This is a genomic window from Candidatus Foliamicus sp. (assembly GCF_965221325.1).
In the GTDB taxonomy this organism is placed as follows: domain Bacteria; phylum Pseudomonadota; class Gammaproteobacteria; order Steroidobacterales; family Foliamicaceae; genus Foliamicus.
Genome location: NZ_OZ244880.1, coordinates 2304735 through 2327500, shown reverse-complemented (window position 1 = coordinate 2327500; position 22766 = coordinate 2304735). Strand labels below are relative to the sequence as shown.

The window sequence follows — 22766 nt, the reverse complement described above, 5'->3', positions numbered from 1 at the left end:
ATTGCCGCCACCAACGCCTTCGGCATGGGAATCGACAAACCCGATGTGCGTTTGGTCATTCACGCGGACATTCCCGGCTCGCTGGAGAACTACCTGCAGGAAGCGGGACGCGCCGGCCGCGACCGCAAACAGGCGCGCTGTGTTCTGCTATACACCCGGGAGGATGTGGAGCGGCAATTCCGCATGTCTGCCTATTCGCGTCTTAACCGCAGGGAAATACATGGAATTCTGAAGGCGCTGCGCAACCTCGACCGCAAGGGCCGCCTCAAGGGCGAAGTGGTGGCTACGCCCGGGGAAATCCTGCGTGAGGATGAGGACAGCGCCTTTGAGCGCGACGACGCAACCGACGACACTCGCGTGAAGACGGCGGTGGCGTGGCTGGAGGAAGCGCGCCTCCTGTCCCGCGAGGAGAACTACGCGCAGGTTTTTTCCTCGTCATTGCTGGTGCAATCGATCGACGACGCCAAAAGGAAGCTCTCCAGCATTGCCAACCTCAAGGATTCGCGCCGCAAACAGTTCTTGAAAATCGTTGCCCATTTGCTTGAGGCGGATCCGGACCAGGGCATCTCCACCGACGAACTGATGGGCGTGACCGGCATGACACCAGAGGGTGTGCGCGACGCACTCCGCGATCTTGAGCAACTGGGGCTGTCCCGCGACGATATGCAAATCACTGCGTTCGCGCACGTGGGAGTTACGCGTTCATCCCGGCAGCGGTTCCAGGATGCTTGCGATATAGAGGGCGCCCTGATAGGCCTGATGCGGGAAAGGGCGCCGCAACTCGATCGCGGGGAGCGGTCCTGGCTGCATCTGCGGCTCGCCGCGCAGAGCCTGAAATCGGATGGCTATGAGCATGCCTTGCCGGAGCGCCTGCTGCGTATCGTGCGTAGCATTTCGCAGGACGGACGCGGCGAAGACCGGGTGGATGGCGGTTCCGGTGGCAGCATCGATATGCGCCAGCGCGGCGCCGATGATGTGTCGATTACGCTGCGCCGATCCTGGCCGGTACTGGAAGAACTCGCGGCACGCCGCCGCAGCGCCGCTTCGCTGCTGCTTACGCAACTGCTTGATGCCTTGCCTGAGCGCGCGCGCGGGACGGATCTCCTGGCCGAGACCACGCTTGGCGCCCTGCGCGCGGCATTGGAACAGGACCTGGAACTCAAGAGCCAAAGCCCGAATCTCGAACGCCTGCTAGAGCGCTCGCTGCTATGGCTGCACGAACAGGAAGTGATTCGGCTGAACAAGGGACTGGCGGTCTTTCGCCCGGCGATTACGGTGCGCCTGTCCGAGAAGCCCGCGCCTGGGCGCCGGCACCGCGGGTTTGTGGATGCGGACTACGAGCCGCTGAAGATCCACTACCGCGAACAAGTGTTGCAGATTCATGTGATGGCCGAATTCGCCACCCGGGGCCTTGAGACCGTGAGCGCCGCCCTGCGCTTGGCAATGGACTATTTCAGCATGGAGCGAGCGGCGTTCATGGCCCGCTGGCTGCCGGACCGAGACGCGGAGCTCGCCCGCGAGACCACGCCGGAAACCTGGCGTGCTGTCGTGGAAGAGCTGAGTTCCGCGCAGCGCCGGATTGTTACCGAAAACCAGGACCAGACCAACGTCCTGGTGCTGGCCGGGCCCGGCTCCGGCAAGACACGGGTTCTGGTGCATCGCATTGCCTATTTGCTGCGGGTGCGGCGCGAACGGCCGCGCAGCATACTGGCGCTGGCCTACAATCGGCATGCGGCGGTTGAGATACGCCGTCGTCTAATGCAGATGGTGGGCGACGATGCGCGGGGCATTACCGTGCTAACCTGCCATGCGCTTGCCATGCGCCTTGTGGGCGCCAGCTTTACGTCGCTGGCGGTTTCGGAAACAGGCCAGGGACAGGATCGGTTCGCCGCCGTGCTGTGCGAGGCGGTCGATCTGCTGCGGGGCAAGGGGCTGCCGCCGGAAGACGCGGACACTCAGCGCGATCGGCTCCTGGCGGGTTTTCGCTGGATACTCGTGGACGAGTATCAGGACATCGACCTCGCACAGTACGACCTGATTTCCGCGCTGGCGGGCCGCAGCCTGGAGGACACCGAAAGCAAACTAACGCTGTTTGCAGTGGGCGACGACGACCAGAACATCTACACCTTTAATGGCGCTTCGGTGGAATTCATCCGCCGCTTCAATAAAGACTATGACGCCCGCGCCGCCTGGCTCACCGAGAACTACCGCTCCACGGCGCACATCATCAATGCCGCCAATGCGTTCATCGCACCGGCCCGAGACCGTATCAAGCAGCAACATCCTATCGAAATCGACCGCATGCGCGCAAACGGAGCGGCGGGCGGCGAATGGGAGAAGCGCGACCCGGTATCGCGCGGCAGGGTTCAGGTGCTGGCTGCGGGCGCCGACGACAGCGCCCAGGCGGTCACGGCTCTGGGCGAATTTCGCCGCCTGCAAGCGCTGGCCGCCGCCGGCGAATGGGACTGGCGGCGCTGCGCGGTCATGGCGCGGCATTGGAGCACGCTGAACCCGTTGCGCAACCTCTGTGAGCAGGAAGGCATACCGGCGCAGAGGGCAGATGAGGACGTTTCGTATTTCTGGCGCTTGCGCGAAACCCGGCGGCTGCTCGGATGGCTGGAGGCGCGGGGCGAGCGGTTGGTCAATGCTGCGGCAATCCGTGAATGGCTGGACGCGCAACCCGGCGGCAGGTGGATGGACACGCTGCGCGAGGCGGTTGCCGACTACGAGCTTGAAGCCGGTGATGCCGAAAGCTCCCAAGACAGCTTTGTGGAGTGGCTGGCGGAGTGGGGACGGGAAATGCGCCGTCGTCACACGGGTCTGCTTCTGCTGACGGCGCATCGGGCAAAAGGCCTCGAATTCGACCACGTCATTATTCTGGATGGGGACTGGACGCGCACCGGCCGCGATGAAGACCGTGATGCCTGGCGGCGCTTGTGCTACGTGGCCATGACCCGCGCGCGGAAGACACTCGCCTTGGTCAGCCTTTCTGGTGAGGCCGTACCGCCTGGCGCGCGGAGCCTGCGGGCCTCCTACGCTCTCGGGCCGAACCGAGGGCCGGTGCGGGATGAATCACCCGGCTATCGGCCTCGTGCATTTCCCGTCCACGAACTGGACGGGCATACGTCCGTGCTGTTCCGCGATGCGCTCGTGCCGGACCCGCCGCCGTCCGGTCTGAATAAGAGCCGCGAATCGCTGGGACTCGATGCCGTCAATCTGGGTTTTGCAGGCCGCTTTCGCCCCGGGGACCGGATTCACGCAGCCATCCGCCGCCTCCAGCCCGGTGCTCCGCTCAAGGTGTGCACTACATCCACCCCATGGGAACTGCTCACCGAGGACGGCGTTCTGGTTGGCCGGCTGGCCCGGAATTATGTTCCGCCAAGCAAGGAAGCAAGCTCCGCACGCGTTCATGCCATTGTCAACTGGAGCCGCGACATCAGCGAACCGGAGTATCAGGAAAGAATCAAGTGCGACGAGTGGGAAGTTGTGGTGCCGGAACTTTTTTTACGTTGACTCATTGCTCTCGGTTTACCGGTTTCATATCGTACAAGGCAAGAATCCCAAGGTAAGGCCGTCAATCCAGTGCGTGGACGGCGAGGCTGCAATTCGGCGCGCTTTCAGTCGTGTTTTGGTTAGACTTGCGCGACTGACTATTGCCAATAGGAGCACGAGAATGACGGCTTACATCATTGTTGCGGCGCGCGTGGACAAGCGCACCGAGGGTTTTATCGAGTATTCGAAGCGCGCCGGCGAGCTGACCACCCGCTGCGGCGGCGAGTACATCGTGCGTGGTCCGGCAGAAACGGTACTGGAGGGCGACATGTGGAGCAGCCGCCCCTGCGTCGTATCCCGCTGGCCTTCACTGGAAGCCGCCAAGGCATTCTGGAACAGCCAGGAGTACCAGGAGGTGCTCAAGCCGCTGCGCGCCGACACCGGCCTCTACGACGTGGGCCTGTTCGAGGGCACCTGAGCGCCCGCGTCCGCGCCTCTCGGTGGCGGAGCGGGTCGCTTACCTGCGTCGTTATCCAAGGCTATTCGTGATGGTCACGAATACGCTAACGCTCACTCTGCCCGGCATTCCTTGCCAAGAGCTACCGCAATTGGTGATAGAGGTGGTCCCCAATCCTTGGACAGGCAGGCAGCCAAATTAAGGTGGAATCTGCCGTTCATCGAATGCTGCCAAGTTGAGCAGTATACGTTTTCTCTTTCGTCAAAAAGAGCCTGTTGTTGACGCTGTGGACTTTGTGGGCGAGAGGCGCGCGAGTGGGGGCAGGCGGTGGGTAACGCGGTAGCGTTATCCACGGGCTGTCCCCACGGCCCGCAGGGCGCGAGCCGCTCCGAAGGACTCGTCCACAAAATCCACAGCGCCGGACTTGCCATCGACTTCCTACGCCGCCAGGCCCAGGTGTTCGACGCCGGCGTGCGCTTCCGCCGGTGTCAGGCCGCCGAACGCCGAGTGCGGGCGTTCGCGGTTGTAATACCGCAACCACGCGCCGATTCCCTCACGGGCCTCGCCGAAATCAGCAAACGCCTGCAGATATACGCACTCATACTTCAGCGAGCGCCACAGCCGTTCGATAAACACGTTGTCGCTCCACTGGCCCTTGCCGTCCATGGAGATGCGGATGCCGTAGGCACGCAACTGGCCCGTCCACGCGCTGGAAGTGAACTGGCTGCCCTGATCGGTGTTGAACACCTCGGGCGGGCCGTTACGGGCAAGGGCCTCGGCCAGCGCATCCACGCAAAACGCCGTGTCCTGCGTCGTGGAAAGCCCCCAGGACAGCACCTTGCGCGAATACCAGTCCATGATGGCCACCAGATACAAAAACCCATGCGCCATCGGCACATACGTCAGATCGGCACACCACACCTGGTTGGGCCGGCGCACCGCCAGATCGCGCAACAGATACGGATATATCCGATGCTCTGGAGCACGGCGCGAGGTGTTCGGCCGCGGCGCCAGCGAGCGAAGCCCCATGACCCGCATCAGCCGGCGCACCCGCTTGCGCCCCACGCCGTCGCCCATGCGGCGCAGTGCACGGGTCATCTGCCGGGAGCCATACCACGGACAACTCAAATACAACGCGTCCATCCGCCGCATCAAGCGCAGGTTCTCCGCACGCTCGCCTAACGGACGGTAGTAATAGCTTGAGCGGGAAATGCCCACCAAAGCGCACTGGCGCACCAGGCTCAGCACCGTGTCTTTTGGATCCATCAATCCACGCCTCCGATCCACGCTCAGCGATCGAAGGCCTTGGCTAAAAAATCCCGCTCCACCACCAACTCCCCGATCTTTGCCTGAAGCCGCGTGATCTCCTCCTCGTGACCTCGGCCGGCAGCGCGTACACCACGCTGGAACGTGCTCTTCAGCCCTTCCAGCGCCGTGCGCTTCCAGTTGCAAATCACGTTCGGATGCACTTGGTAGCGGGCCGCCAGCTCGGCCAGCGTACCGTCACCGCGGATCGCCGCCAGCGCGACCCGAGCCTTGAAATCCGGTGAAAAATTGCGTCGCTTCGCCATCCTCGTATGACCCTCTCATCAGCGCATATTCCACCTTACAACCCTGTCCAAAATTTGGGGACCACTTCTGATGCAGGGCGTAGCCCGCTCAATCCGGGCGCCTTTCGGAACCCTTGTCTTTGTCCGCTCTCATTCCCTCTATCGCGGTTCGTAGCGCATTTCCGAATTCACTCACTAGTTTCTGCGCAACCAACTCGGCTTCCTCCTCAACCGTTAGTGGCTCCCTCTTATAGTCTGGAATGTAGATTCGCAGAATCGATGCGCCACTATGATGCTGGTGTGCTTTTGCCTCACTCATTGTCTGTCCCCTGTTGGTAACGCGCCATCACCCGAGGGTTCAACTCGGGCTGGAAGTAGTGCTTGCGATTCACCCATACAAATCCATCACCACGAGTAATGATTGCTACATCTACCGGACCGCCCACGGTTTCACGATCAGTGGTCACCCGGCGTCGGAACTTGGTCAAATTCACGAGTGCTTCGGCCATTGCAGCCAATTCGTCTTTAGGAAGAGCATTGACAATCTGCAAGACGGGGCGCCAATGTTCCGCCTGCCTTTTCTCCCAAGCGCTAAACAAACCTTGCACTAGCCTATCACTTTCCTTGTCCAAATGTGATTGAATTTTTTTCGTCTGTTCGGCATCTTCGGTGCTGATAAACCCTCGGATCTGATCAACAATTCCCCGTATAGCATCTCCGGCAGTGCTCTGGACAAATCGAAAGTACTCTGGGTCTATGCCTCGCATAAAGGTATGGACCATTTCCTGCTGCGCAAATGGACGAATTAGTGCGCTATTTTCCTGCGATATGTCATCATCAGCCTCGCGGACAAACCTAAGCCGTCCTGACACGACAGCGTCTACTTCAAACGAGCGCGCTCTGGGCATGAATTCGGTATCTCCGAATCCTGCAATTACTACGCCAGACCTAAGTGGGGAAATACTCCTCCTGGAAACCACTTCAATCGCAATCGCGTTGATTTGTTTATGGTTATTTTCGCTTAGCGGCAGGTTCTGAAATACTTGATGCCCCAGTTTGTCAATTTGGTCCTGATACTTGCTTCGAATACTCTTGACCACCGAAGAACTAAATCCCTCTAGTCTCTGCCCCTTCAGTATTTCTTGCTTCACTTCTTCAAGGACATTCTCAAAAAACAGAGGAATGTCCTCAGACGTAGGCTGTTCCCCCGCACCAACCTTTGTGTCTAGTCGCGATTCAATACTATTAAGCAATTCTTGAAGAAAGGCGCAGACAAGGTTCATCATGCTCGCGTCCTGATCCGCCTTGGGGAACAACCTTTCATCTATGAGAAAACGCAAAAACTTCTCGGCATAGCAGTCAAGCGTTGTCTGAGAATTTCTGGCTAGGCCACGTCGAAATTCCTTAATAATGGTTTCCCAAGGAACTCCCAGAAATTCAGCCCCGCCATAGATCATCATTCCGACCGGCGCATTTGCGGAGAGCTGGAATATCTTGTCCGCAGAACTGTAGACTTTGACTTCGCCGGGTTGCGATCCCAACGTTAATGCACTGTCCGCGGCCAGCGCCACGCCTAGCTTATTCATGATGCAAACTTCAGCGGTCATCTTCGCATCCTGGAGAACTCATTGTCATCGCGCCCGCCTTAGCACTCCATTGCCACTCTTGTCCGTCACCGTTATCGCTCTTCGCGATAACGGCTTGCCTTCTTGACCGCAATGGCCTCAGCCTGTGGTGCGCTCAGGTCAGATTTCTCACGCGTTCTGGCGCCCCATTGCTTGGCGTTATCCATCAGTTGTATTCCTCTCAGCCTGGTGCTTTCCTCGGTGATTGAAGCTAACGCACGATTCTGGCGCACCGCCGCTTCCTGCGGCGCACGATGTGTCCTGTCGGCAAGATCGATTGTCAAACGAGCCACAAAATCCCGCCTCATTCCCACCAATGGGGTTCCAGTGTGGAAGCACCATAACACCAATGCAACCCATTCTGGCGAGCCCCTGGATTGATGGATACTTCCCAGCCATCACCCGAGGGTTCAACTCGGGCTGGAAGTAGTGCTTGCGATTCACCCATACAAACACGCTGCTGCGCATGGATCGATACATTAGTTTCTTATGACTGAAATCAACCTGAGTACGCAAGGCCGGCTTGTGGCCGCCTCGGCCTATCCGGTCGTCATGGCGATGGCTTGCGCTTCGTTTGCGGGTCTCTTCCTGCTGGGTCTGACCGCGGCGCTGAGCGCATACGCGGCCGTCTGCCTCGGCGCGGTCCTGATTACGTGGCATGAGCTCAAGCTTCCGTATCGGGGTGACTGGAAGCCAGGCGCCTCGGAGGTGGGCGTGGACGCAGTGTTTCTGGGCGTGGTGCAGATCGGCTTGCCTCTGCTGCTGAGCGTTACGCTGGTGGTGGCGCTTGCGGACTGGCTGCGCGCCGAGAGTCTTGTAGTAGCCGATTTCTGGCCGCATCAATGGCCGGTTTGGGCGCAGGCGGCGCTGATGATGCTGGTGGCTGATTTCGGGCGCTACTGGCTGCATCGCGCCTTCCACAAGTTCTCTCCGATGTGGCGGCTACACGCGGTGCATCACTCGCCGCAACGCTTGTACTGGGTCAACGTCGGCCGGTTTCATCCGCTGGAGAAGGCCATCCAGTACTGCCTGGACGCACTGCCGTTCGCGCTGGTCGGCGTGTCCGGAGACGTCCTGGCGGCATATTTCGTGTTCTACGCGGTTAACGGCTTCTATCAGCATTCCAACTGCCTGGTACGGCTGGGTCCCTTGAATTACCTGGTCGCCGGGCCTGAGCTTCATCGCTGGCATCACTCCGAGCTGCCGGAAGAGTCCAACAACAATTTCGGAAACAACCTGATCGTGTGGGACCTGTTGTTCGGCACTCGATTCCTCCCCGCAGACCGCGAGGTCGGACTGTTGGGCCTGATGAACCGCGCCTATCCGATGGGGTTCTGGGCGCAGATGCGAATGCCGTTCAGGCCGGCCCCTGAAGGCGCCGCCGGCGACCAGTGACAGAGAGCCGCACACCGCTTCAATACGCAGCGCTGCGCGCCGCCCTGTCGCTCCGGTTCCACGGCCGGTATCAGACGCTGCTCAATGCCACCGGTAACCCGCGGAACGCACAGAACGCGCTGCTGCGCCGGATCCTGGTCACCAACGCCAACACGCATTTCGGAGTTCATCACAAATTCAGGCTAATCCGGGATCCGGAAGTGTATCGGCGAGCGGTCCCGACAAAGACCTACGAGGATATTCGCAATTACGTAGAGGCGCAGGACCGCACGGGAGAATCGCGCCTGACCGCGGACAGGCCGGTCTATTACCATCGAACCAGCGGGACCCTTGGATCGGCCAAGGACATTCCCGTGACCAGTGCCGGTCTCAGGCGGGTCAGGGCAAATCAGCAGCTTTTTGCCTACTCGGTGGCTCGGAGGACGCGGGCTTTCGAAGGAATGGTGCTGGGGATCACGGGACAGGCCGTTGAGGGGCGCATGCCGTCGGGGCTGCCCTACGGCTCGGCGTCGGGCCTCTTATACAAGCGAATGTCGAAACTGGTGCGCAGGAAATACGTACTGCCGCCGGAAATCGTGGATATTCCGGATTACGATCTGCGCTACTTCGCTACCGCTGCCTTTGCGCTTGCCGAACGCAACGTGACCGGTGTAGGTACAGCCAACCCCTCCACGCTGGTGCGGATCCTCGAACTGATTCAAAGCGAGCCGGAGGCCTTGATAGGGGCAGTCCGCGAGGGTCGACTGCCCCCTGAGGCCTGCCTGCCCGGGCGAAGCATGCTGCGCCCCGATCGCAGCAGAGCGTGCGAACTGGAAGGCCTGCTTGCGGCGAACGGTGTGCTGGACTATGCGGCAATCTGGCCCAACCTCAAGGGGATCATGACCTGGACTGGCGGTAGTTGCAGTGTGCCCCTTCGCCGGCTGGCCAGTGCCATCCCGGCCGGGACCTCGATCATCGAACTGGGTTACATCGCCAGCGAATTCCAGGGTACCGTCAATATCAATGCAGCCGAAAATGTCTGCGTCCCGACTTTGCTGGACAACTTCTTCGAGTTCGTCGAGCGGGAAACACGGGAGGCGGGCGGCAAGGATTTTCGTCTCCTCGACGAGTTGGAAGAGGGTGGCGAATACTACGTTTTCGTCACCACCCAGGACGGCCTCTACCGCTATGACATGAACGACATTGTGCGGGTCACGCGCATGATTAACGCAACGCCCTGCCTTGAGTTCGTGCAAAAAGGCAAAGGGGTGACCAGCATTACGGGCGAGAAACTCTACGAGAAGCAGGTGCTGGATGCCGTGATGGCTGCGACCGTTAGTCTTGGCGTCTCGCCGACGTTCTTCGTCATGCTGGCCGATCAGGAGGCGGCGGTGTACACGCTCTACGTGGAGGCCTTAAGCCGTGAACCATATCAGGCGTCCTCCCTGGCCAATGCAGTGGACCGCGGATTGCGCGAGGCAAATATCGAATACGACGGCAAGCGCGGCAGCGGACGGCTGTCTCCGCTCAAAATCAAACGACTGCGCTCGGGAACGGGCAGGGAATTCCGCGCCGACCGGGTGGCCGCGGGGCAGCGCGACTCGCAATTCAAGTACCTGCACCTGCAGTACGCGCACGAATGTCCGTTTGACTTCAGCGCGCGCGCGGAATCGAGCTGAGGGCCAGGCGGCCGGTCATGCGTATAGAGAGCGTTGATGTCCGGCGCTTCCCCGTGCCGTTCAGGCTTGTCTTCCGGCACGCGTCGGCAAGCCGCTCGGAAGCCGCCAACGTTATTGTCGCGACCCGTGGGTCGGAAGGACAAACCAGCTACGGCGAAGGTTGCCCCCGCTTGTACGTGACCGGCGAAACCGTAGAGTCGGCTGCCGCGTTCATTGAAAAACACAAGCGGTCATTGATGCGGCAAGTTGAGGACATTGAAGGACTGGGTGCATGGATCCGGGCGCATGGCGATGAAATCGATGCGAACCCCGCCGCGTTCTGCGCGCTGGAGATCGCGGTCCTGGACTTGTTGGGCAAGATTGAGCAACAGCCGATTGAAGATTTGCTCGGTATTCCCCGCTTGTGCGGGACGTTCGGCTACTCGGCTGTCCTTGGCGATGCGTCACTTCCTGTTTACCAACGGCAGGCGGAGCAATACTGGGAAATGGGCTTTCGCGATTTCAAGGTAAAGGTGTCGGGAGACGCGGACAAGGATCGGCGCAAATTGGCGCTGCTGACTTGCCACGGCGATGCCAATCTGCGCATTCGGCTGGACGCCAACAATCTTTGGCGCGATGCGGCCGACGCCATCGACTATCTGAAATCCCTGGACGCGCATGTCTTCGCCATCGAAGAGCCATTGCAAAGCAGAGATTTCACCGGATTTCGACATGTGGCCCGAGAATGCTCGGTAAGGATCATTCTTGACGAAAGTCTGGTTCAGGCCAGGCAACTGAAGGCGCTGGACGATCCGGAATGCTGGATCGTTAATCTACGCGTGTCCAAGATGGGTGGAATCATTCGGTCACTGGAATTGGCGCAAGAGGCAACGCGGCGCGGCATCGGCCTCATCGTGGGCGCGCAAGTGGGCGAGACCAGCATCCTGACGCGCGCCTCGCTGGCGGTGATGAATGAGCATCGGCAATCCCTTGTCGGCGCGGAAGGCGCCTTCGGCACCTTGTTGCTGGAGCAGGACCTGACCGATCCCTGTTTGATGTTCGGCAGACAGGGCAGGCTGGCGTCAAGCGCGGGATGGGATCGAACCCGGCCTGGCCTTGGGTTGCGAATCAAGGAAAACCTGCTTACTCCTGTCTAAGCGTCGGGGTAATGCCGCTGCCGGTATCGCTTGACGCGCAGGCGGTAGCTGCTCACGATTCATTGCGCGGGGGGCGGCTCCAGCGCAAACCATCGAAGCGCGCGAAATCCCGATCGAGAGTTATCCATTCGCAGCCATGCTCGATCGACAAGGCAGCAACGTACGCGTCCGGTATCAGGCTGCCCCACACCTCGGCGTCCCGGTAAAGACGCGCAAAGATCTCCCAATGCCTGGCGCCGGGGCTGACCGGAACGCAGTGAGGCTGGCGCCTGATCACGTTGGCGAACTCCATGGCCTCGCCCGGCGGACTCGGACGGGCAAAAATGCGCGGATGGGTAACGATGCGGAGGAAACCACTCAACACCAGATCGGACATGGCGAACGCTTCGTCCCCTGCTAGCACGGTTTCAAGCCACGGCCGGCAGGAACGGTGTTCCGGAGCGTCGTCGCGATAGGCCGCGACGAGGATGTTTACGTCAGGCAGGACCATTGTCCCTTTCGATCAAATCGAGCAGGGAGGCCGTGTCGCTCAGATCTACGCCGGGCATGACTCCGGTCCCATGAAACAGAGGCAGATCGGCGGCTGGCCGATCGGCCTTGCGGCGTCTCGACAGGGATTCGCGCAGTGCGTCCTGAATGACGGCAGTCAGCGTTCTACCCGTGTCCGCGGCGATACGCTTTAACTCCGCAAACAGGTGGTTGTCAATGTGAATCGTTGTACGCATGCATAAAAACATACATATCACACATATTCATGTCAATTGCAAATCCGCGTTGGCCGTGGTCCCTTCGCACAAGCATATCTGGCGGATGTGATCTCAACCGCTTGGTCACCGCGGCAGCTCTTGGTCGCCAATCCCCTCACGCCGTCCGATGTGAGGCGAGCGCGCCGGCGGACCGGCGTGGTAGTGTTTCCACGATGCCAGTCAAGCAGGGATTTCCGCCGGTCTTCGATCCGCGCGCAAGAGTGCTTATCCTCGGATCCTTGCCAGGCGATGAATCGCTGCGAAAGCGCCAGTATTACGGGCATCCGCAGAACCAGTTCTGGGCATTGTTGGCGGCCGTTTTCGGAAGCGACTTGCCGCGCCTCGACTACGAACGGAAATGTGCGTTCCTGCTGCGGAAACGCATAGCGCTTTGGGATGTGCTGGAGGCGGCCGAGCGCCGCGGCAGCCTCGACGCCGCGATACGCAATGAGCGCACGAACGACCTGCCGGCGCTTTTCGCCAAGCTGCCCAGTCTGCGCGCAGTGGGGTGCAATGGCGGCAAGGCGCATCGATCATTTTGCAGGCACTTCGGCGCTTGGCTGCATGCATTGCCCGGCGAAGTAAGCCTTTGTCGCCTGCCTTCATCAAGCCCGGCCTACGCGGCCATGTTGCTGGACGCCAAGGTTCGGCACTGGCGGCAATTCCTCGACGCTGCGCTCGCGCATCAGTAGCTGATAGGCTGGCACCGAATTGACTGGAATTCCCTGGAGGCAAGCATTGTGAAGATCGAAGGCTGCGTGGCGCTGGTGACCGGCTCGAACCGGGGCATCGGCCTGGGTTTTGTTAAAGTGCTACTGGAGCGCGGCGCCGCCATGGTGTATGCCGCGGCGCGTGATCCTTCCAGCCTGGCGGAAGTCGTTGATCTCGACCCGGCGCGGATCCAAGGCTTTGTTCTGGACATCGACGATCACGAGCAACGGCGCGCCGTTGCTGCGCAAACGGGCGACACCAGCCTCTTGATCAACAATGCCGGGATTCCGGGCAGCGAAGACGAAAACGAGCGGCGATTTCTGCGCGCCAGCAGCCTTGACGATGCTCGTCAGGTCATGGAAACGGATTGCTTTTCGCCGATAGAAATGTGCCGCCTCTACCTGCCCAACATGGTCGAGCGTGGCGAGGGCGGCGTCATCAACATCCTGTCGATCGGTGCTATTTTCTGCTTGCCTTCGCACGCGAGCTACTGCGCGGCGAAGGCGGCGCAGGCGATCATGACCATGGGCCTTAGAGTGGACCTTGATGGCTCGGGAGTCGATATCGCCGGCGTGTACACGGGCGGCGTACGCACCCGCATGGCAGCCGCCAATACGGCCACGCTGGTTTCGCCGGAGGAGCATGCGCGGGAAGTCTTTGATGCCTTCGAGGCCGGTGAAAGGCATATCTTCGCTGGCGCCAGGGCGGGCGAGATGCGCGATGCGATCCTCGCCGACCCGGCGGGATTCGAGCAGGCTCAGATCGAGCGTTTCCGCAATCCGGAGAAAGCTTGGGACTGAGAGCGATTAGCTCTCAGAGCTGGAGGCTCTCAAAGTGTATAGCTCTCAGAGCTGGAAGCTCTCAAAGCGTATAGCTCTCAGAGCTGGAGGCTCTCAAAGCGTATAGCTCTCAGAGGCGGAGGCTCTCAAAGTGTATAGCTCTCAGAGCTGGAGGCTCTCAAAGCGATTAGCTCTCAGGCCCGGAGGCTCTCAAACCGGTCCTTTTGCGCCGTGCATTGACTCTCCCGGATTCACCCACATGCCGGGATAAAGCGCGGCCTGATGCACTCGGGCCCTTATCGGATCAGCGAGTCTTCCAGCGCCACCAGAGGACCGGGCCACTCAACACCAGCAGCACCGCCAGCACGCCAGCAAGGTCGTTGGCCCACTTGAACTGTGGGTGAAACACGTTGCCGGTATGCACGTCCACCATAAAGAGATAGAACGTGGCGCCGGCGAGCGCCGGAGACTGCATATCGGTCAGTTCGAATTCGCCGGGGGCGGTTTCACGGTAGAAACCCTTGCTGTTCTTCAGGTGCAGAGCGCCATCGGCGAAAATCCCGTCGCTGATCATGGTGGTTGGCCCGCGCAACTTGGTCCAATTCGCTTCGCCGTCGATTCGCTGCATTTGGGCGCCTCGGTTATTGCTGAACAGCACACGGTCTTGCACGCGGAACAGGTTTCCGCCGCTGGGGCCGGTCGCGGCGTCTGCCTGCCAAGTCTTGCCGCCGTCGCTTGTGTGCAGTAGCCCCAGTCTGGTCGTAACGCTCAACTTGTCCGGTTGTCCGGGATAAGCTACCAGTTGCTCGATCTCCTCATCAAGCGAGTGGTACTGGTAAACGGGCGGCAGCGCAGCGCGTTCCAGGTACCTGCCCTGCGCCCAGTTCCCGAATCCCACCACGTGGTTCAGCACAATGCCTGTAAGACTCAAGTACAGAATCGGGACCAGGGCCAGCAGTCCAAAGACCGTGGCGTGGGTTCGGTATAGCAACCGATGCGTGATTCGGCGAGTCTGGGGTGCCGGTCCGCGCTGCCGCCGCCAGCGCCAGGGCAGCCACCAGTACAGAAACCCGCTCGCAGCCAGTGCGGCAAACGCCAGGCCGCCGAAGTCGTTGATCAGTGTGGAAGCGGTGCGCCCAAACAGCCCGTAACCGAAGTGCAGGTCAAAGACGAAGTCGTAAACTCCGACGGAATCAGGCAGCCCGCTTATGGCCACACGCTCCGGTTCCAGCCAGCTAATCCGGGAGGGATCGCTGCGGCTTATGTGAAAAATTCGGTCATGGTCCACCACGCCCACAAGCTCGTCGGCGTTACTCCCTGTGGTGAGGCTGTCGATGCGCATCCCCGCCAGCGCGAAGCGTTCGACTCCCCGTCCTTCGCGAGTAGTGCGCCAGAGCCCGTCGTCGGTGGCCAGGATGATCCCTCCGAGGCTGCCGTCTGACGGACGCGCAAAGCGCAGCACCTGAGGCGTTTCGTCCCCGGGAAACTCGACGCTTGACCAACTCTCTCCGCCATCGTCTGTGAGCCACAAGCCTCTTTCGGAACCTCCCAGCCAGCTTTGGGGGCGTGCTTCATCCACGGCCACGTAGCGCATGACCGTGGCCGGAAGCAGCCGGGCAACGCGCGCGGACAGCCAGCTTTCGGGCACTGTCATCTGCCGCTGCCAGCGCCATTCGTCGTGGTCGAGCAGAATTCCGCTCACGCCCAATACCAGGAGCCATGCACCGGCGGTGAGCCCAGCCCACTTGTGCATGCTGAGCAATACCTGATTTAACCGGGTACGGCGCTTGGGACCCCGCTTCCCGCTCATCCGGCTGCCCTGGGCATTGCCTTTCGATTCAGCGCTACGACGCGCCGCCGATCAGAAATCGTATTGCGCCCGCACCGGCTCAGTCAGCACCACGAACGGCGAGGAGTCTGGCACGGCGCGCAGAAACACACCCATGCTCTGGCTCTCATCGGTTTTCTCCTTGTCCCAGCGCAGCTCCTTGTCGCCGCAACGCTGCACCGTCTTGAACCAGAGTATGCGTCCGGGCTCCTCGGGCAGCATCGCGCGAAACAGGAAGCGCCCGAACTTTCTCGGCGGCAGTTCCGACCCGCTCCAGACGATCTCGTCGACCGTTTCCGTGATCTGGAAACCACCCCCCATTTCAATCGGCGGGTCCAACTCACGCATTATCGTCTCCACCTTCCAATCGGGATCATGCGACACGGTAACGCGCATTACCCCCTCGGGGATCTTCACCCGGACTTCGGTCGTAGGATCCGCTCCGCAACCGTGCGGAACCCGCACCTCCACATCGTGTATCCAGCCTGCGGGCATGTGAGTCATGTGCACGTAGGCGTGCCCCAGGGCAGTACCGCTGAATGCCGCCAGCACGGCGAAAGCCATAAGCTTCGCAAGCGATTTATTCATGCTGTTCTTTCCAATTGATTTCCATGTGCGCTCTTTCTCGGCCGAGACCGAGCCCCCGAGAGCGCATCGATTTGCGTAAGATACAACGCTGCGGAAGGAAAGAATAGGAGGTTTCCATGAAGACTTGCTTGGTCCGCATTGTCGCTCTAACGTTCGGCGCAGCATTGTTGGGAATCCACGCCCCGCTTCACGCACAGGACGAAACCGCTCTTCTTGAGGAAATTGTCGTGACCGCGCGCAAGCGCGAAGAAAACCTCATGGAGGTGCCGATCTCCATAACCGCGATCGACAGCGAGTTCATTAGTGAAACAGGATCGCTTGGTATTTTTGACTTGGCCGAGTACGCGCCCAACCTCACTTTCCGGCAATCGTACGGCCGCACCTTCGACCGGCCCGGTATGCGAGGCCAGGCACCGATCCTGGGCGGACAAACCGTCGGTTTGTTCATCGACAACGTGTTCGTGGCCGGGTCCATTTCCAACTTGCCGCTCAGCAATCTTGAGCGGGTGGAAGTGATCAAGGGCCCGCAAGCGGCCTTGTTTGGCCGGCAAACGCTTGCCGGTGCAATCAATTACGTCACTCGGGCCCCGACCGACGAGCTTGAGCTGGAATTCAAGGGTACGACCGCGGAGCACGGGCAGTATGAGGCCAACATAAGTCTGGGCGGCGCGCTGGTCGAAGGTCTTCTGCTGGCTTCTGTCGGTCTTCGTTACTACGAGTACGGCGGGGAATACACCAACGCGGGTCCAGGCGGCGGCGACCTCGGCGAGGAACAATCGCAAGCCGCCATGGCCACCCTGTATTTCACGCCTTCGGACAACTTCACCGCCAAGCTGCGCGTCATGGCAAGCGATGACGACGACGGCTTGATTGCTCAGCAAGCTACGATCACCAGTCGAGAATTGAACTGCTTCACGGAAACCCGCCGCGGCTATTACTGCGGCAAGGTGCCGGTGCCCGATTTCGACGCCGTTCAGGTGGACAATCTGCATATTCCGGACCCGGGAATCCGCCAGAACACGGCAAGGGCCAACCTGGAGTTGAGTTTCGATCTGGGCGGCTACCAGATCACTTCAATTTCCGCCTGGTCCAAGCAGGACGAGGACTGGCAGCAGGATAACGGCAGCGCTGTAAATCGTTTCTTCCTCTGGCAACTGCCGGACGACAGCCCGTTTTGCGCTTCGCGTGGCCAGCCGCTAGCCGGTTGCGCCACCAGTTATCTGGGCGAAGATCTTACCTACCGGTCGCAGGAACTGCGCATCAGCTCCCCGGTTGACAGACCCTTGCGGTGGATGCTCGGTGCTTACCTGTTCAACATGCACGATTGGAGTTACACCGGTCAGCCCACGGTGCGTAGTATTACCTTCGACCGGGTGGACAACCAGGCGGTTTTCGGTTCGGTGGAAATGGATTTCAATAGCCAATGGACGGGCACGGCGGAATTGCGCTGGTCGGAGGACGATGTAACCGATGTCGCCTCGAACGGCGCCGCGCTCCAGGAAGACTTTACGGCCGTTACGCCCCGCGTGAGCTTGACCTATCGGCAGTCGGACAACGGTACGCTGTACGGATCGATCTCCAAGGGGACCAAGCCCGGCGGCTTCAACTCCTCGGTCCTTACCGCGCCAGACGCGGACAAGGCGCGTCTGGCGCCGTTCCTGAGCTATGAGGAATCAGAGGCCTGGAACTATGAAGTGGGCGCCAAGTACACGTTCTTGGGCGGTCGCGTCAACTTCACTGGCGCACTGTTCTTCATACAGTGGGACAAACAGCATCTGCAGAATGCCACGGTGCTTTCCAACGGCCGCAGCACCACGCTTACGACCAACGTGGGTGAGACGGAAATTACCGGCGTCGAAGTCGGCATCAACGCGCAATTGACCGACAACCTGGGCATGTTGCTCAACTATGGACTGGCCGATGCCGAGATAGTCGTAGGCTGCGACTTCGCCCACGGCGAACTCCTCGGTCCCGATCCGCAAGCTTGTGATCAGAACGAATTTCCAGGATCCGCGTCCATAGTGGGCAAGCAGACTCCGAACACGCCCAAGCACACGGGAGCGATCACCACCACATACCGCGCCGCGCTAGGCGGGGGAATGTCCTGGTTCCTAAGCGGCGACATTACCTATGAGTCCACCCGCTATGCGCAAGTACACAACTTCGCGGAAACCGGCGATACCACCAAGTTCAATTTGCGTCTGGGATGGGAAGCGGAGCGCTGGCGCGCCTGGGTCTGGGGGCGTAACTTGTTTGAAAACAGGTCGGCCAACTCGGTGATCCGATTTATCGATCTGGATACCTTTTTTGTGCGCAGGGCAATGCTGGCGCATTTGCCGCGCGGTCGGCAATTGGGCCTGAGTCTGGAGTACCGGTTTGGCTCTTGAGTAGGGTCGTGGCCAGCGACCCCAAATACTTGACCGGCGTCGCTGCCCATCGCCGGGCTGCCAATGCTTGTTAGCTGCAGACCTCCTGCGGGACCTTCCGGCCAGTGTCGCGGGCGGGTTTCGTCCAAGTCGAAATAGCCCACACGGTTGCCGGAAGCAGCCGGGCACGGCGCGGGCCGGAGCGATATGCAAACTGGACAGGCGCCGGTTCTCCTCTGGCTGCGTCGCGACCTGCGCGTTGCGGACAATCCGGCTTTGCTCTGGGCGGCTCGCTCCGGCGCGCCGGTGGTGCCCGTTTTTGTGCTGGAGGGAAACGCCGCTCCAAGGCCGGAGGGGGCCGCGGTACACTGGTGGCTCCACTACAGCCTGGATGCATTGGCCGCCTCTCTGAAGGAGAAAGGTAGTCGCCTGATCCTGCGCCGCGGTTCGGCCTCAGAGAATTTGCGTGATTTGCTGCGTGAGACAGGCGCGCAATCGCTGGTATGGAACCGGCTTTACGATCCTGCGGAGCGCGCGCGTGACGAAAAAATGGGCCGCCGGCTGACCGATTCAGGCATAACGGTGCGCTCGTTCAACTCCGGCCTCTTGTTCGAGCCTTGGACGGTGCAAACCGGGCGCGGCACGCCGTATCGCGTGTTCACTCAGTTTTGGCGCACCTGTCTGCAGCGCGAGTTGGCAAAACCGGTGTCGGAGCCGAAGACTCTAGCTGCGCCGGAGACTTGGCCGCGCAGCGAAGCCTTGGATGCCTGGAGTCTTCTTCCAGGCAAGCCCGATTGGGCGGGCGGCCTGCGCGCAACCTGGCAACCCGGCGAGCAGGGCGCCATGCAGCGGCTCGAGGAGTTCCTGGCCCAGCGGCTTGAGCAATACCCGACCGCCCGCGACTTTCCCGGCAAGCCTGGCAGCAGCATGCTCTCGCCGCACCTGCATTGGGGCGAAATCGGGCCGCGGCAAGTATGCGCGGCATTGGAGGCGCTGCCGCCGAATACCGGCAGCGAGGCGTTCCGGCGGGAACTCGGTTGGCGCGAATTCAGCCATCATCTGCTGTTTCACAACCCCGACATGGGCGCGAAAAATCTGCGTGGTGAGTTCGACCGAATGCCTTGGCGCGACGACGCCTCAGGGCTGCTGCGCTGGCAGCGCGGCCAAACCGGCTATCCGCTGGTGGACGCGGGTATGCGGCAACTGTGGCATACCGGCTGGATGCACAACCGCGTACGCATGGTTGCCGCTTCGTTTCTCGTAAAGCACCTGTTGATCGATTGGCGGCGCGGCGCAGAATGGTTCTGGGATACGCTTGTGGATGCGGACTGGGCCAACAACAGCGCGGGCTGGCAATGGGTGGCGGGCAGCGGCGCCGACGCCGCGCCCTATTTTCGGATCTTCAACCCCGTTGTCCAATCGCAGCGATTTGATGCACAGGGCGATTACTTGCGGGCCTGGCTGCCGGAATTGCAAGCCCTGCCGGCGCGCTGGATTCATGCGCCCTGGACTGCGCCGCCAACCGAGTTGCAGCGCGCAGGCGTGGCGCTGGGCCAGGATTATCCGCTGCCGATCGTGGATCACGCAGAAGCTCGCCAGCGCGCACTGTTCTTGTACCGTAAGCACGTGCGCCGCTAAACCCCATCACGAGGTGCGCAGAGACGCTTAGCCTCGGAAGGCCGGAATCACTTCCTCGCCCATGAGGCGAATTGCTTCTTCCGGGTCCGGCCCCAAGGGACCACCGAGATTCACCTCGTTGACGCCGGCTTCCGCCAGCGCATGTATCTGCTCGATGACCTCCGCGGGTGTGCCGGATATCCCAAGGCGCAGCATGTCCGGCGTGACCCGTGCGCGCGCTTCTTCCATGCGTCCGGCGTCCACCAGCTTGCGCATGGGAGCGAAGTCGGCGGCGCTAACCCCGATCGTGCGCAGCGCGTGGTCTTCGAGGTAGGGGCCGAAATATGCGGCCAGATTTTTCATGACTTCCGAAGCCGCTGCCTTCTCCCTTGAGAGCGAAAGCCAGCCGCATCCGGACACCACGAATTCCGACGGCGGCTGCGACCGCGCCGCCAGCCCTTCGCGGATTGGCGCAACCATCTGTTTCGCCGATGCAGGCGGGGTAATCATCGGCAGACTGCCGTCACCGATTTCGCCGCTCAGGCGCAGAAAATCCTCGCCGAAGGCCGACAGGTAGATCGGGATGTTCGCGCGCAGTGGTTTGAAGCGCAGGTAGCACTCGGGGCCCCATTGGTACACCTCACCGTCGTACTCCATGACCTCCCCGCGCCATAAGCCGCGCATCAGGTGTACGGCCTCGCGGTGGCGCTGCAGGTAGTCGGACGCATCGACTCCGGCCCAGCCGATCATGTCCAGCGTGTGCAGGCCCATGCCCAGAATGAAGCGACCACCCGACAGTTCATCGAGTGTGGCGGCGTAGGTGGCCAATTCCACCGGGTGCGTCGTGTACGGGTTGGTACCCACCGAGCCGATCTGGATCCGCCGGGTGGCCGTGGCCACCGCGGACGTCGTCACCCAGGTGTGGCGCATGAAGGTGTCATGCGGGAACCAAACGCTGTCGAAGCCGGCCCTCTCCCCCGCCACGGCCAGCCGCACCATTTCCGGCACGGCCCCCAGATACTCGATCAGCCGCAGACCAAAACGCATGACTTACCGCCAGCCCGCACATTGCAACAGGCCGCGCTGCCTCCCGCCGCAGTGGTAGTGGTCGCAAATTATGGGTACCCGCAGCAGCCAAAGGTTCATTCGCGTCCTCTTTCCGGAACCATCATGAGCCAGGGATGGCGAATGCGAGCCCACAGGGAGGTGCTTGCCGGCGTGTTCCGGAAAGAGGACGCGAATGAACCGCCGGTCGGCAGTACGCCTTGCCTCCCCGACCTCAGCAATATCCCGCTTCGGCTTCGACCTTAGGTGCGTATTCAGCCAGTTCCGGCGGCAGCACCGGTTTGAGCTTTGCGTCCCAACTAAACAGGTGGGCACCAGGCTGAAAATCGGTCGAAAGTGGCCCCCCCTGAGTGCGGAAGAAAAGCAGATTGCCGGTCTTGGAGCCGAATGGCCCGTGCGGCATGCCCGGCGGCCGCCAGAAATAGGCGCCCGGTTTCATCAGCCCAGTGTCGCCGGTCAGGTCGCCGGTCAGCAGGTACATCTCCTCCACCACCGGATGAATCTCGATGACATCGTTGCGCCACAGCGGCGGCGCGGACAATATCCAGGTCTGGTCGTGCGTGTGCGGGTCCTCGCGGCAGATGATGCGCGAGAACTTGCGGAATCCGTCGAGCATGCCGTCGCCCTCATCGACATCCACGCCCAGCTCGCGCAAGCTGGTGTCCAGTTTTGTGCCCAAGGTATCCACTTTCGTTACCAGTCGCTCGCTGTCGTCGTCGGGACCCTCTCCGGTCAGGGTCTCGGGCGTCCGGGAAAGAAAGGTCAGTGCCACCGCACCACCCTTGCTGGAAGCGCTTCGGCGCGTGTGGCCGGCGGGGAGGTGCGCGTAACACAAGTCGGTGTAGCTCACGCCGTTGATCTCAAGATCGCCTTCCAGGACCAGCAATTCCTCATCCGCATTCAAGTGCTCGGGTCCGCTGCGCGACCAGCCGGCGGGATAGCGGACCATATTGCTGGTGGCTCCGGTCTCATCGTCCTTGCTCAAAACCTTCACGGCCACGCCGTCGAACCGTCCGTTGAACACGCCGCCCCGCCAGGGCAGCGCCTGCGATTGAATGAACTCGATGTGGGGTCTGGCCATTTCTTGCTCCCTGGTTCTTGCCCGCTCAAGAATGCCACAGAATAGGTCATTGGGCCTTGCCCAGCGCTACGCAATCAGTATTCGAGTTCGGGCTAAGGGGGAGACTGCGCGCGCCTTGGCGGTTTGCTACAACTAATGTCGGCCCGAAACTTCATAAGGCCCTCAATCTAGTATTGACGAGCAGCAGAATTCCCCTACAATTGGCAATCCGCTGGCGCATGGGCGCGTCAGCGATTTTGTTCTTTCACAACGGCACACAAAATTGCGCGCGTCCGCTTCGCCAAGACGCCGGCTGAAAAGCCGTGCCCGGCCCATAGCTGACGGCAGCCGTTGTGTGTGTATTGAGCGCGGGTCTGTAGCTCAGTTGGTTAGAGCGCACCCCTGATAAGGGTGAGGTCGGAAGTTCAAATCTTCCCAGACCCACCAATCGAGTGCAGACCGCCAGCGAAGGAGCGGCCGAACCTTCAAACGGCCTTTCCGCCGGCCCCCGGGGCTGTAGCTCAGCCGGGAGAGCGTCTGCTTTGCAAGCAGAAGGTCGTCGGTTCGAACCCGATCAGCTCCACCAGATTTTCTTGCATGGCCGAAACGGCCATGCAGCTCGTTTACAAACAGGATTGTTCCATTGCATACGGCAAGCCAGGCCCGCTCAGGGCCAAGCGCTTGCCGGGCATT

Annotated in this window: 18 protein-coding genes and 2 tRNA genes (1 of these 20 only partly in view); 11 read left to right on the top strand and 9 right to left on the bottom strand. The window is 60.9% G+C overall.

Annotated features, from left to right (window positions below; translation table 11 throughout):
* Together ACWCOO_RS09985 and ACWCOO_RS09980 are read left to right on the top strand one after the other, a co-directional pair.
* Positions 1-3513 carry the 3' portion of a UvrD-helicase domain-containing protein gene (locus ACWCOO_RS09985; protein WP_446830828.1) on the top strand. Its footprint begins 1767 nt before the window's first position, so 3513 of the gene's 5280 nt are visible here — the last part of the coding sequence; the start codon falls outside the window, past its left edge; it ends in the stop codon at positions 3511-3513.
* Between the two features lie 160 nt (positions 3514-3673).
* Positions 3674-3970: a DUF1330 domain-containing protein gene (locus ACWCOO_RS09980; protein ID WP_446830827.1), complete on the top strand. Its 297-nt coding sequence runs from the start codon at positions 3674-3676 to the stop codon at positions 3968-3970.
* Between the two features lie 417 nt (positions 3971-4387).
* Here ACWCOO_RS09980 and ACWCOO_RS09975 read toward each other — a convergent pair.
* The 3 genes from ACWCOO_RS09975 to ACWCOO_RS09965 form a co-directional block, all read right to left on the bottom strand.
* Positions 4388-5520, bottom strand: a protein-coding gene (locus ACWCOO_RS09975; RefSeq protein WP_446830826.1) for an IS3 family transposase whose coding sequence is annotated in 2 segments (ribosomal slippage) — positions 4388-5253 and positions 5253-5520 — 1134 coding nt in all. Because the reading frame shifts where the segments join, the coding sequence is not laid out codon by codon here.
* A 290-nt stretch (positions 5521-5810) separates the two neighbouring features.
* Complete coding sequence (locus ACWCOO_RS09970) at positions 5811-7106, bottom strand: hypothetical protein (protein ID WP_446830825.1); 1296 nt, start codon at positions 7104-7106, stop codon at positions 5811-5813.
* A gap of 71 nt (positions 7107-7177) precedes the next feature.
* Complete coding sequence (locus tag ACWCOO_RS09965) at positions 7178-7417, bottom strand: CopG family transcriptional regulator (RefSeq protein WP_446830824.1); 240 nt, start codon at positions 7415-7417, stop codon at positions 7178-7180.
* Between the two features lie 196 nt (positions 7418-7613).
* Here ACWCOO_RS09965 and ACWCOO_RS09960 point away from each other — a divergent pair, with 196 nt between their 5' ends.
* From ACWCOO_RS09960 to ACWCOO_RS09950, 3 genes are read left to right on the top strand one after another with little or no spacing between them, the layout of a single operon-like run.
* The gene (locus ACWCOO_RS09960; RefSeq protein ID WP_446830823.1) at positions 7614-8519 is read left to right on the top strand and encodes a sterol desaturase family protein; all 906 of its coding nucleotides are present in this window, start codon (positions 7614-7616) and stop codon (positions 8517-8519) included.
* Positions 8516-10177 (top strand): GH3 auxin-responsive promoter family protein, encoded by a 1662-nt coding sequence (locus ACWCOO_RS09955; RefSeq protein ID WP_446830822.1) that lies wholly within the window; start codon positions 8516-8518, stop codon positions 10175-10177. The genes ACWCOO_RS09960 and ACWCOO_RS09955 overlap by 4 nt, the downstream gene beginning before the upstream one ends.
* 17 nt (positions 10178-10194) lie before the next feature.
* Positions 10195-11313, top strand: coding sequence for a mandelate racemase/muconate lactonizing enzyme family protein (locus ACWCOO_RS09950; protein WP_446830821.1), 1119 nt, complete (start codon positions 10195-10197; stop codon positions 11311-11313).
* A gap of 52 nt (positions 11314-11365) precedes the next feature.
* Here the strand turns inward: ACWCOO_RS09950 and ACWCOO_RS09945 are convergent, their stop codons facing one another.
* Together ACWCOO_RS09945 and ACWCOO_RS09940 are read right to left on the bottom strand one after the other, a co-directional pair.
* Complete coding sequence (locus tag ACWCOO_RS09945) at positions 11366-11803, bottom strand: TA system VapC family ribonuclease toxin (protein WP_446830820.1); 438 nt, start codon at positions 11801-11803, stop codon at positions 11366-11368.
* Positions 11790-12038: a type II toxin-antitoxin system VapB family antitoxin gene (locus tag ACWCOO_RS09940; RefSeq protein WP_446830819.1), complete on the bottom strand. Its 249-nt coding sequence runs from the start codon at positions 12036-12038 to the stop codon at positions 11790-11792. Before ACWCOO_RS09940 ends, ACWCOO_RS09945 begins: the two co-directional genes overlap by 14 nt.
* A 194-nt stretch (positions 12039-12232) precedes the next feature.
* Here ACWCOO_RS09940 and ACWCOO_RS09935 point away from each other — a divergent pair, with 194 nt between their 5' ends.
* Positions 12233-12751, top strand: a complete 519-nt coding sequence (locus ACWCOO_RS09935; RefSeq protein WP_446830818.1) for a DNA-deoxyinosine glycosylase — start codon at positions 12233-12235, stop codon at positions 12749-12751.
* 48 nt (positions 12752-12799) lie between these two features.
* Positions 12800-13570 (top strand): SDR family NAD(P)-dependent oxidoreductase, encoded by a 771-nt coding sequence (locus ACWCOO_RS09930; RefSeq protein WP_446830817.1) that lies wholly within the window; start codon positions 12800-12802, stop codon positions 13568-13570.
* Between the two features lie 283 nt (positions 13571-13853).
* On the opposite strand, the gene ACWCOO_RS09925 is transcribed toward ACWCOO_RS09930, so the two are convergent.
* Both ACWCOO_RS09925 and ACWCOO_RS09920 read right to left on the bottom strand, forming a co-directional pair.
* Positions 13854-15302, bottom strand: coding sequence for a PepSY domain-containing protein (locus ACWCOO_RS09925; RefSeq protein WP_446830816.1), 1449 nt, complete (start codon positions 15300-15302; stop codon positions 13854-13856).
* A 108-nt stretch (positions 15303-15410) separates the two neighbouring features.
* On the bottom strand, positions 15411-15965 hold the full coding sequence (locus ACWCOO_RS09920) for a YcnI family protein (RefSeq protein WP_446830815.1): 555 nt from the start codon (positions 15963-15965) through the stop codon (positions 15411-15413).
* A 227-nt stretch (positions 15966-16192) separates the two neighbouring features.
* On the opposite strand from ACWCOO_RS09920, the gene ACWCOO_RS09915 reads away from it, so the two are divergent.
* The gene (locus tag ACWCOO_RS09915) at positions 16193-18352 is read left to right on the top strand and encodes a TonB-dependent receptor (RefSeq protein ID WP_446830814.1); all 2160 of its coding nucleotides are present in this window, start codon (positions 16193-16195) and stop codon (positions 18350-18352) included.
* Positions 18353-18538: 186 nt separating this feature from the next.
* Entirely contained in the window at positions 18539-19969 is a 1431-nt protein-coding gene (locus ACWCOO_RS09910) for a cryptochrome/photolyase family protein (protein WP_446830813.1), read from the top strand.
* A gap of 27 nt (positions 19970-19996) precedes the next feature.
* Here the strand turns inward: ACWCOO_RS09910 and ACWCOO_RS09905 are convergent, their stop codons facing one another.
* Together ACWCOO_RS09905 and ACWCOO_RS09900 are read right to left on the bottom strand one after the other, a co-directional pair.
* Entirely contained in the window at positions 19997-20995 is a 999-nt protein-coding gene (locus ACWCOO_RS09905) for an LLM class flavin-dependent oxidoreductase (RefSeq protein ID WP_446830812.1), read from the bottom strand.
* A gap of 232 nt (positions 20996-21227) precedes the next feature.
* Complete coding sequence (locus tag ACWCOO_RS09900) at positions 21228-22094, bottom strand: cupin domain-containing protein (RefSeq protein WP_446830811.1); 867 nt, start codon at positions 22092-22094, stop codon at positions 21228-21230.
* A gap of 349 nt (positions 22095-22443) precedes the next feature.
* On the opposite strand from ACWCOO_RS09900, the gene ACWCOO_RS09895 reads away from it, so the two are divergent.
* Together ACWCOO_RS09895 and ACWCOO_RS09890 are read left to right on the top strand one after the other, a co-directional pair.
* A tRNA-Ile gene (locus ACWCOO_RS09895) sits at positions 22444-22520 on the top strand.
* A 63-nt stretch (positions 22521-22583) separates the two neighbouring features.
* A tRNA-Ala gene (locus ACWCOO_RS09890) sits at positions 22584-22659 on the top strand.
* Positions 22660-22766 lie beyond the last annotated feature (107 nt).

Excerpts from the sequence above, each read along its gene's own strand:
- ACWCOO_RS09980 (WP_446830827.1), top strand. The coding sequence starts at position 3,674 with ATGACGGCTTACATCATTGTTGCGGCGCGCGTGGACAAGCGCACCGAG.
- ACWCOO_RS09970 (WP_446830825.1), bottom strand. The coding sequence starts at position 7,106 with ATGACCGCTGAAGTTTGCATCATGAATAAGCTAGGCGTGGCGCTGGCC.
- ACWCOO_RS09960 (WP_446830823.1), top strand. The coding sequence starts at position 7,614 with ATGACTGAAATCAACCTGAGTACGCAAGGCCGGCTTGTGGCCGCCTCG.
- ACWCOO_RS09950 (WP_446830821.1), top strand. The coding sequence starts at position 10,195 with ATGCGTATAGAGAGCGTTGATGTCCGGCGCTTCCCCGTGCCGTTCAGG.
- ACWCOO_RS09945 (WP_446830820.1), bottom strand. The coding sequence starts at position 11,803 with ATGGTCCTGCCTGACGTAAACATCCTCGTCGCGGCCTATCGCGACGAC.
- ACWCOO_RS09940 (WP_446830819.1), bottom strand. The coding sequence starts at position 12,038 with ATGCGTACAACGATTCACATTGACAACCACCTGTTTGCGGAGTTAAAG.
- ACWCOO_RS09935 (WP_446830818.1), top strand. The coding sequence starts at position 12,233 with ATGCCAGTCAAGCAGGGATTTCCGCCGGTCTTCGATCCGCGCGCAAGA.
- ACWCOO_RS09925 (WP_446830816.1), bottom strand. The coding sequence starts at position 15,302 with ATGCACAAGTGGGCTGGGCTCACCGCCGGTGCATGGCTCCTGGTATTG.
- ACWCOO_RS09920 (WP_446830815.1), bottom strand. The coding sequence starts at position 15,965 with ATGAATAAATCGCTTGCGAAGCTTATGGCTTTCGCCGTGCTGGCGGCA.
- ACWCOO_RS09910 (WP_446830813.1), top strand. The coding sequence starts at position 18,539 with ATGCAAACTGGACAGGCGCCGGTTCTCCTCTGGCTGCGTCGCGACCTG.
- ACWCOO_RS09905 (WP_446830812.1), bottom strand. The coding sequence starts at position 20,995 with ATGCGTTTTGGTCTGCGGCTGATCGAGTATCTGGGGGCCGTGCCGGAA.
- ACWCOO_RS09900 (WP_446830811.1), bottom strand. The coding sequence starts at position 22,094 with ATGGCCAGACCCCACATCGAGTTCATTCAATCGCAGGCGCTGCCCTGG.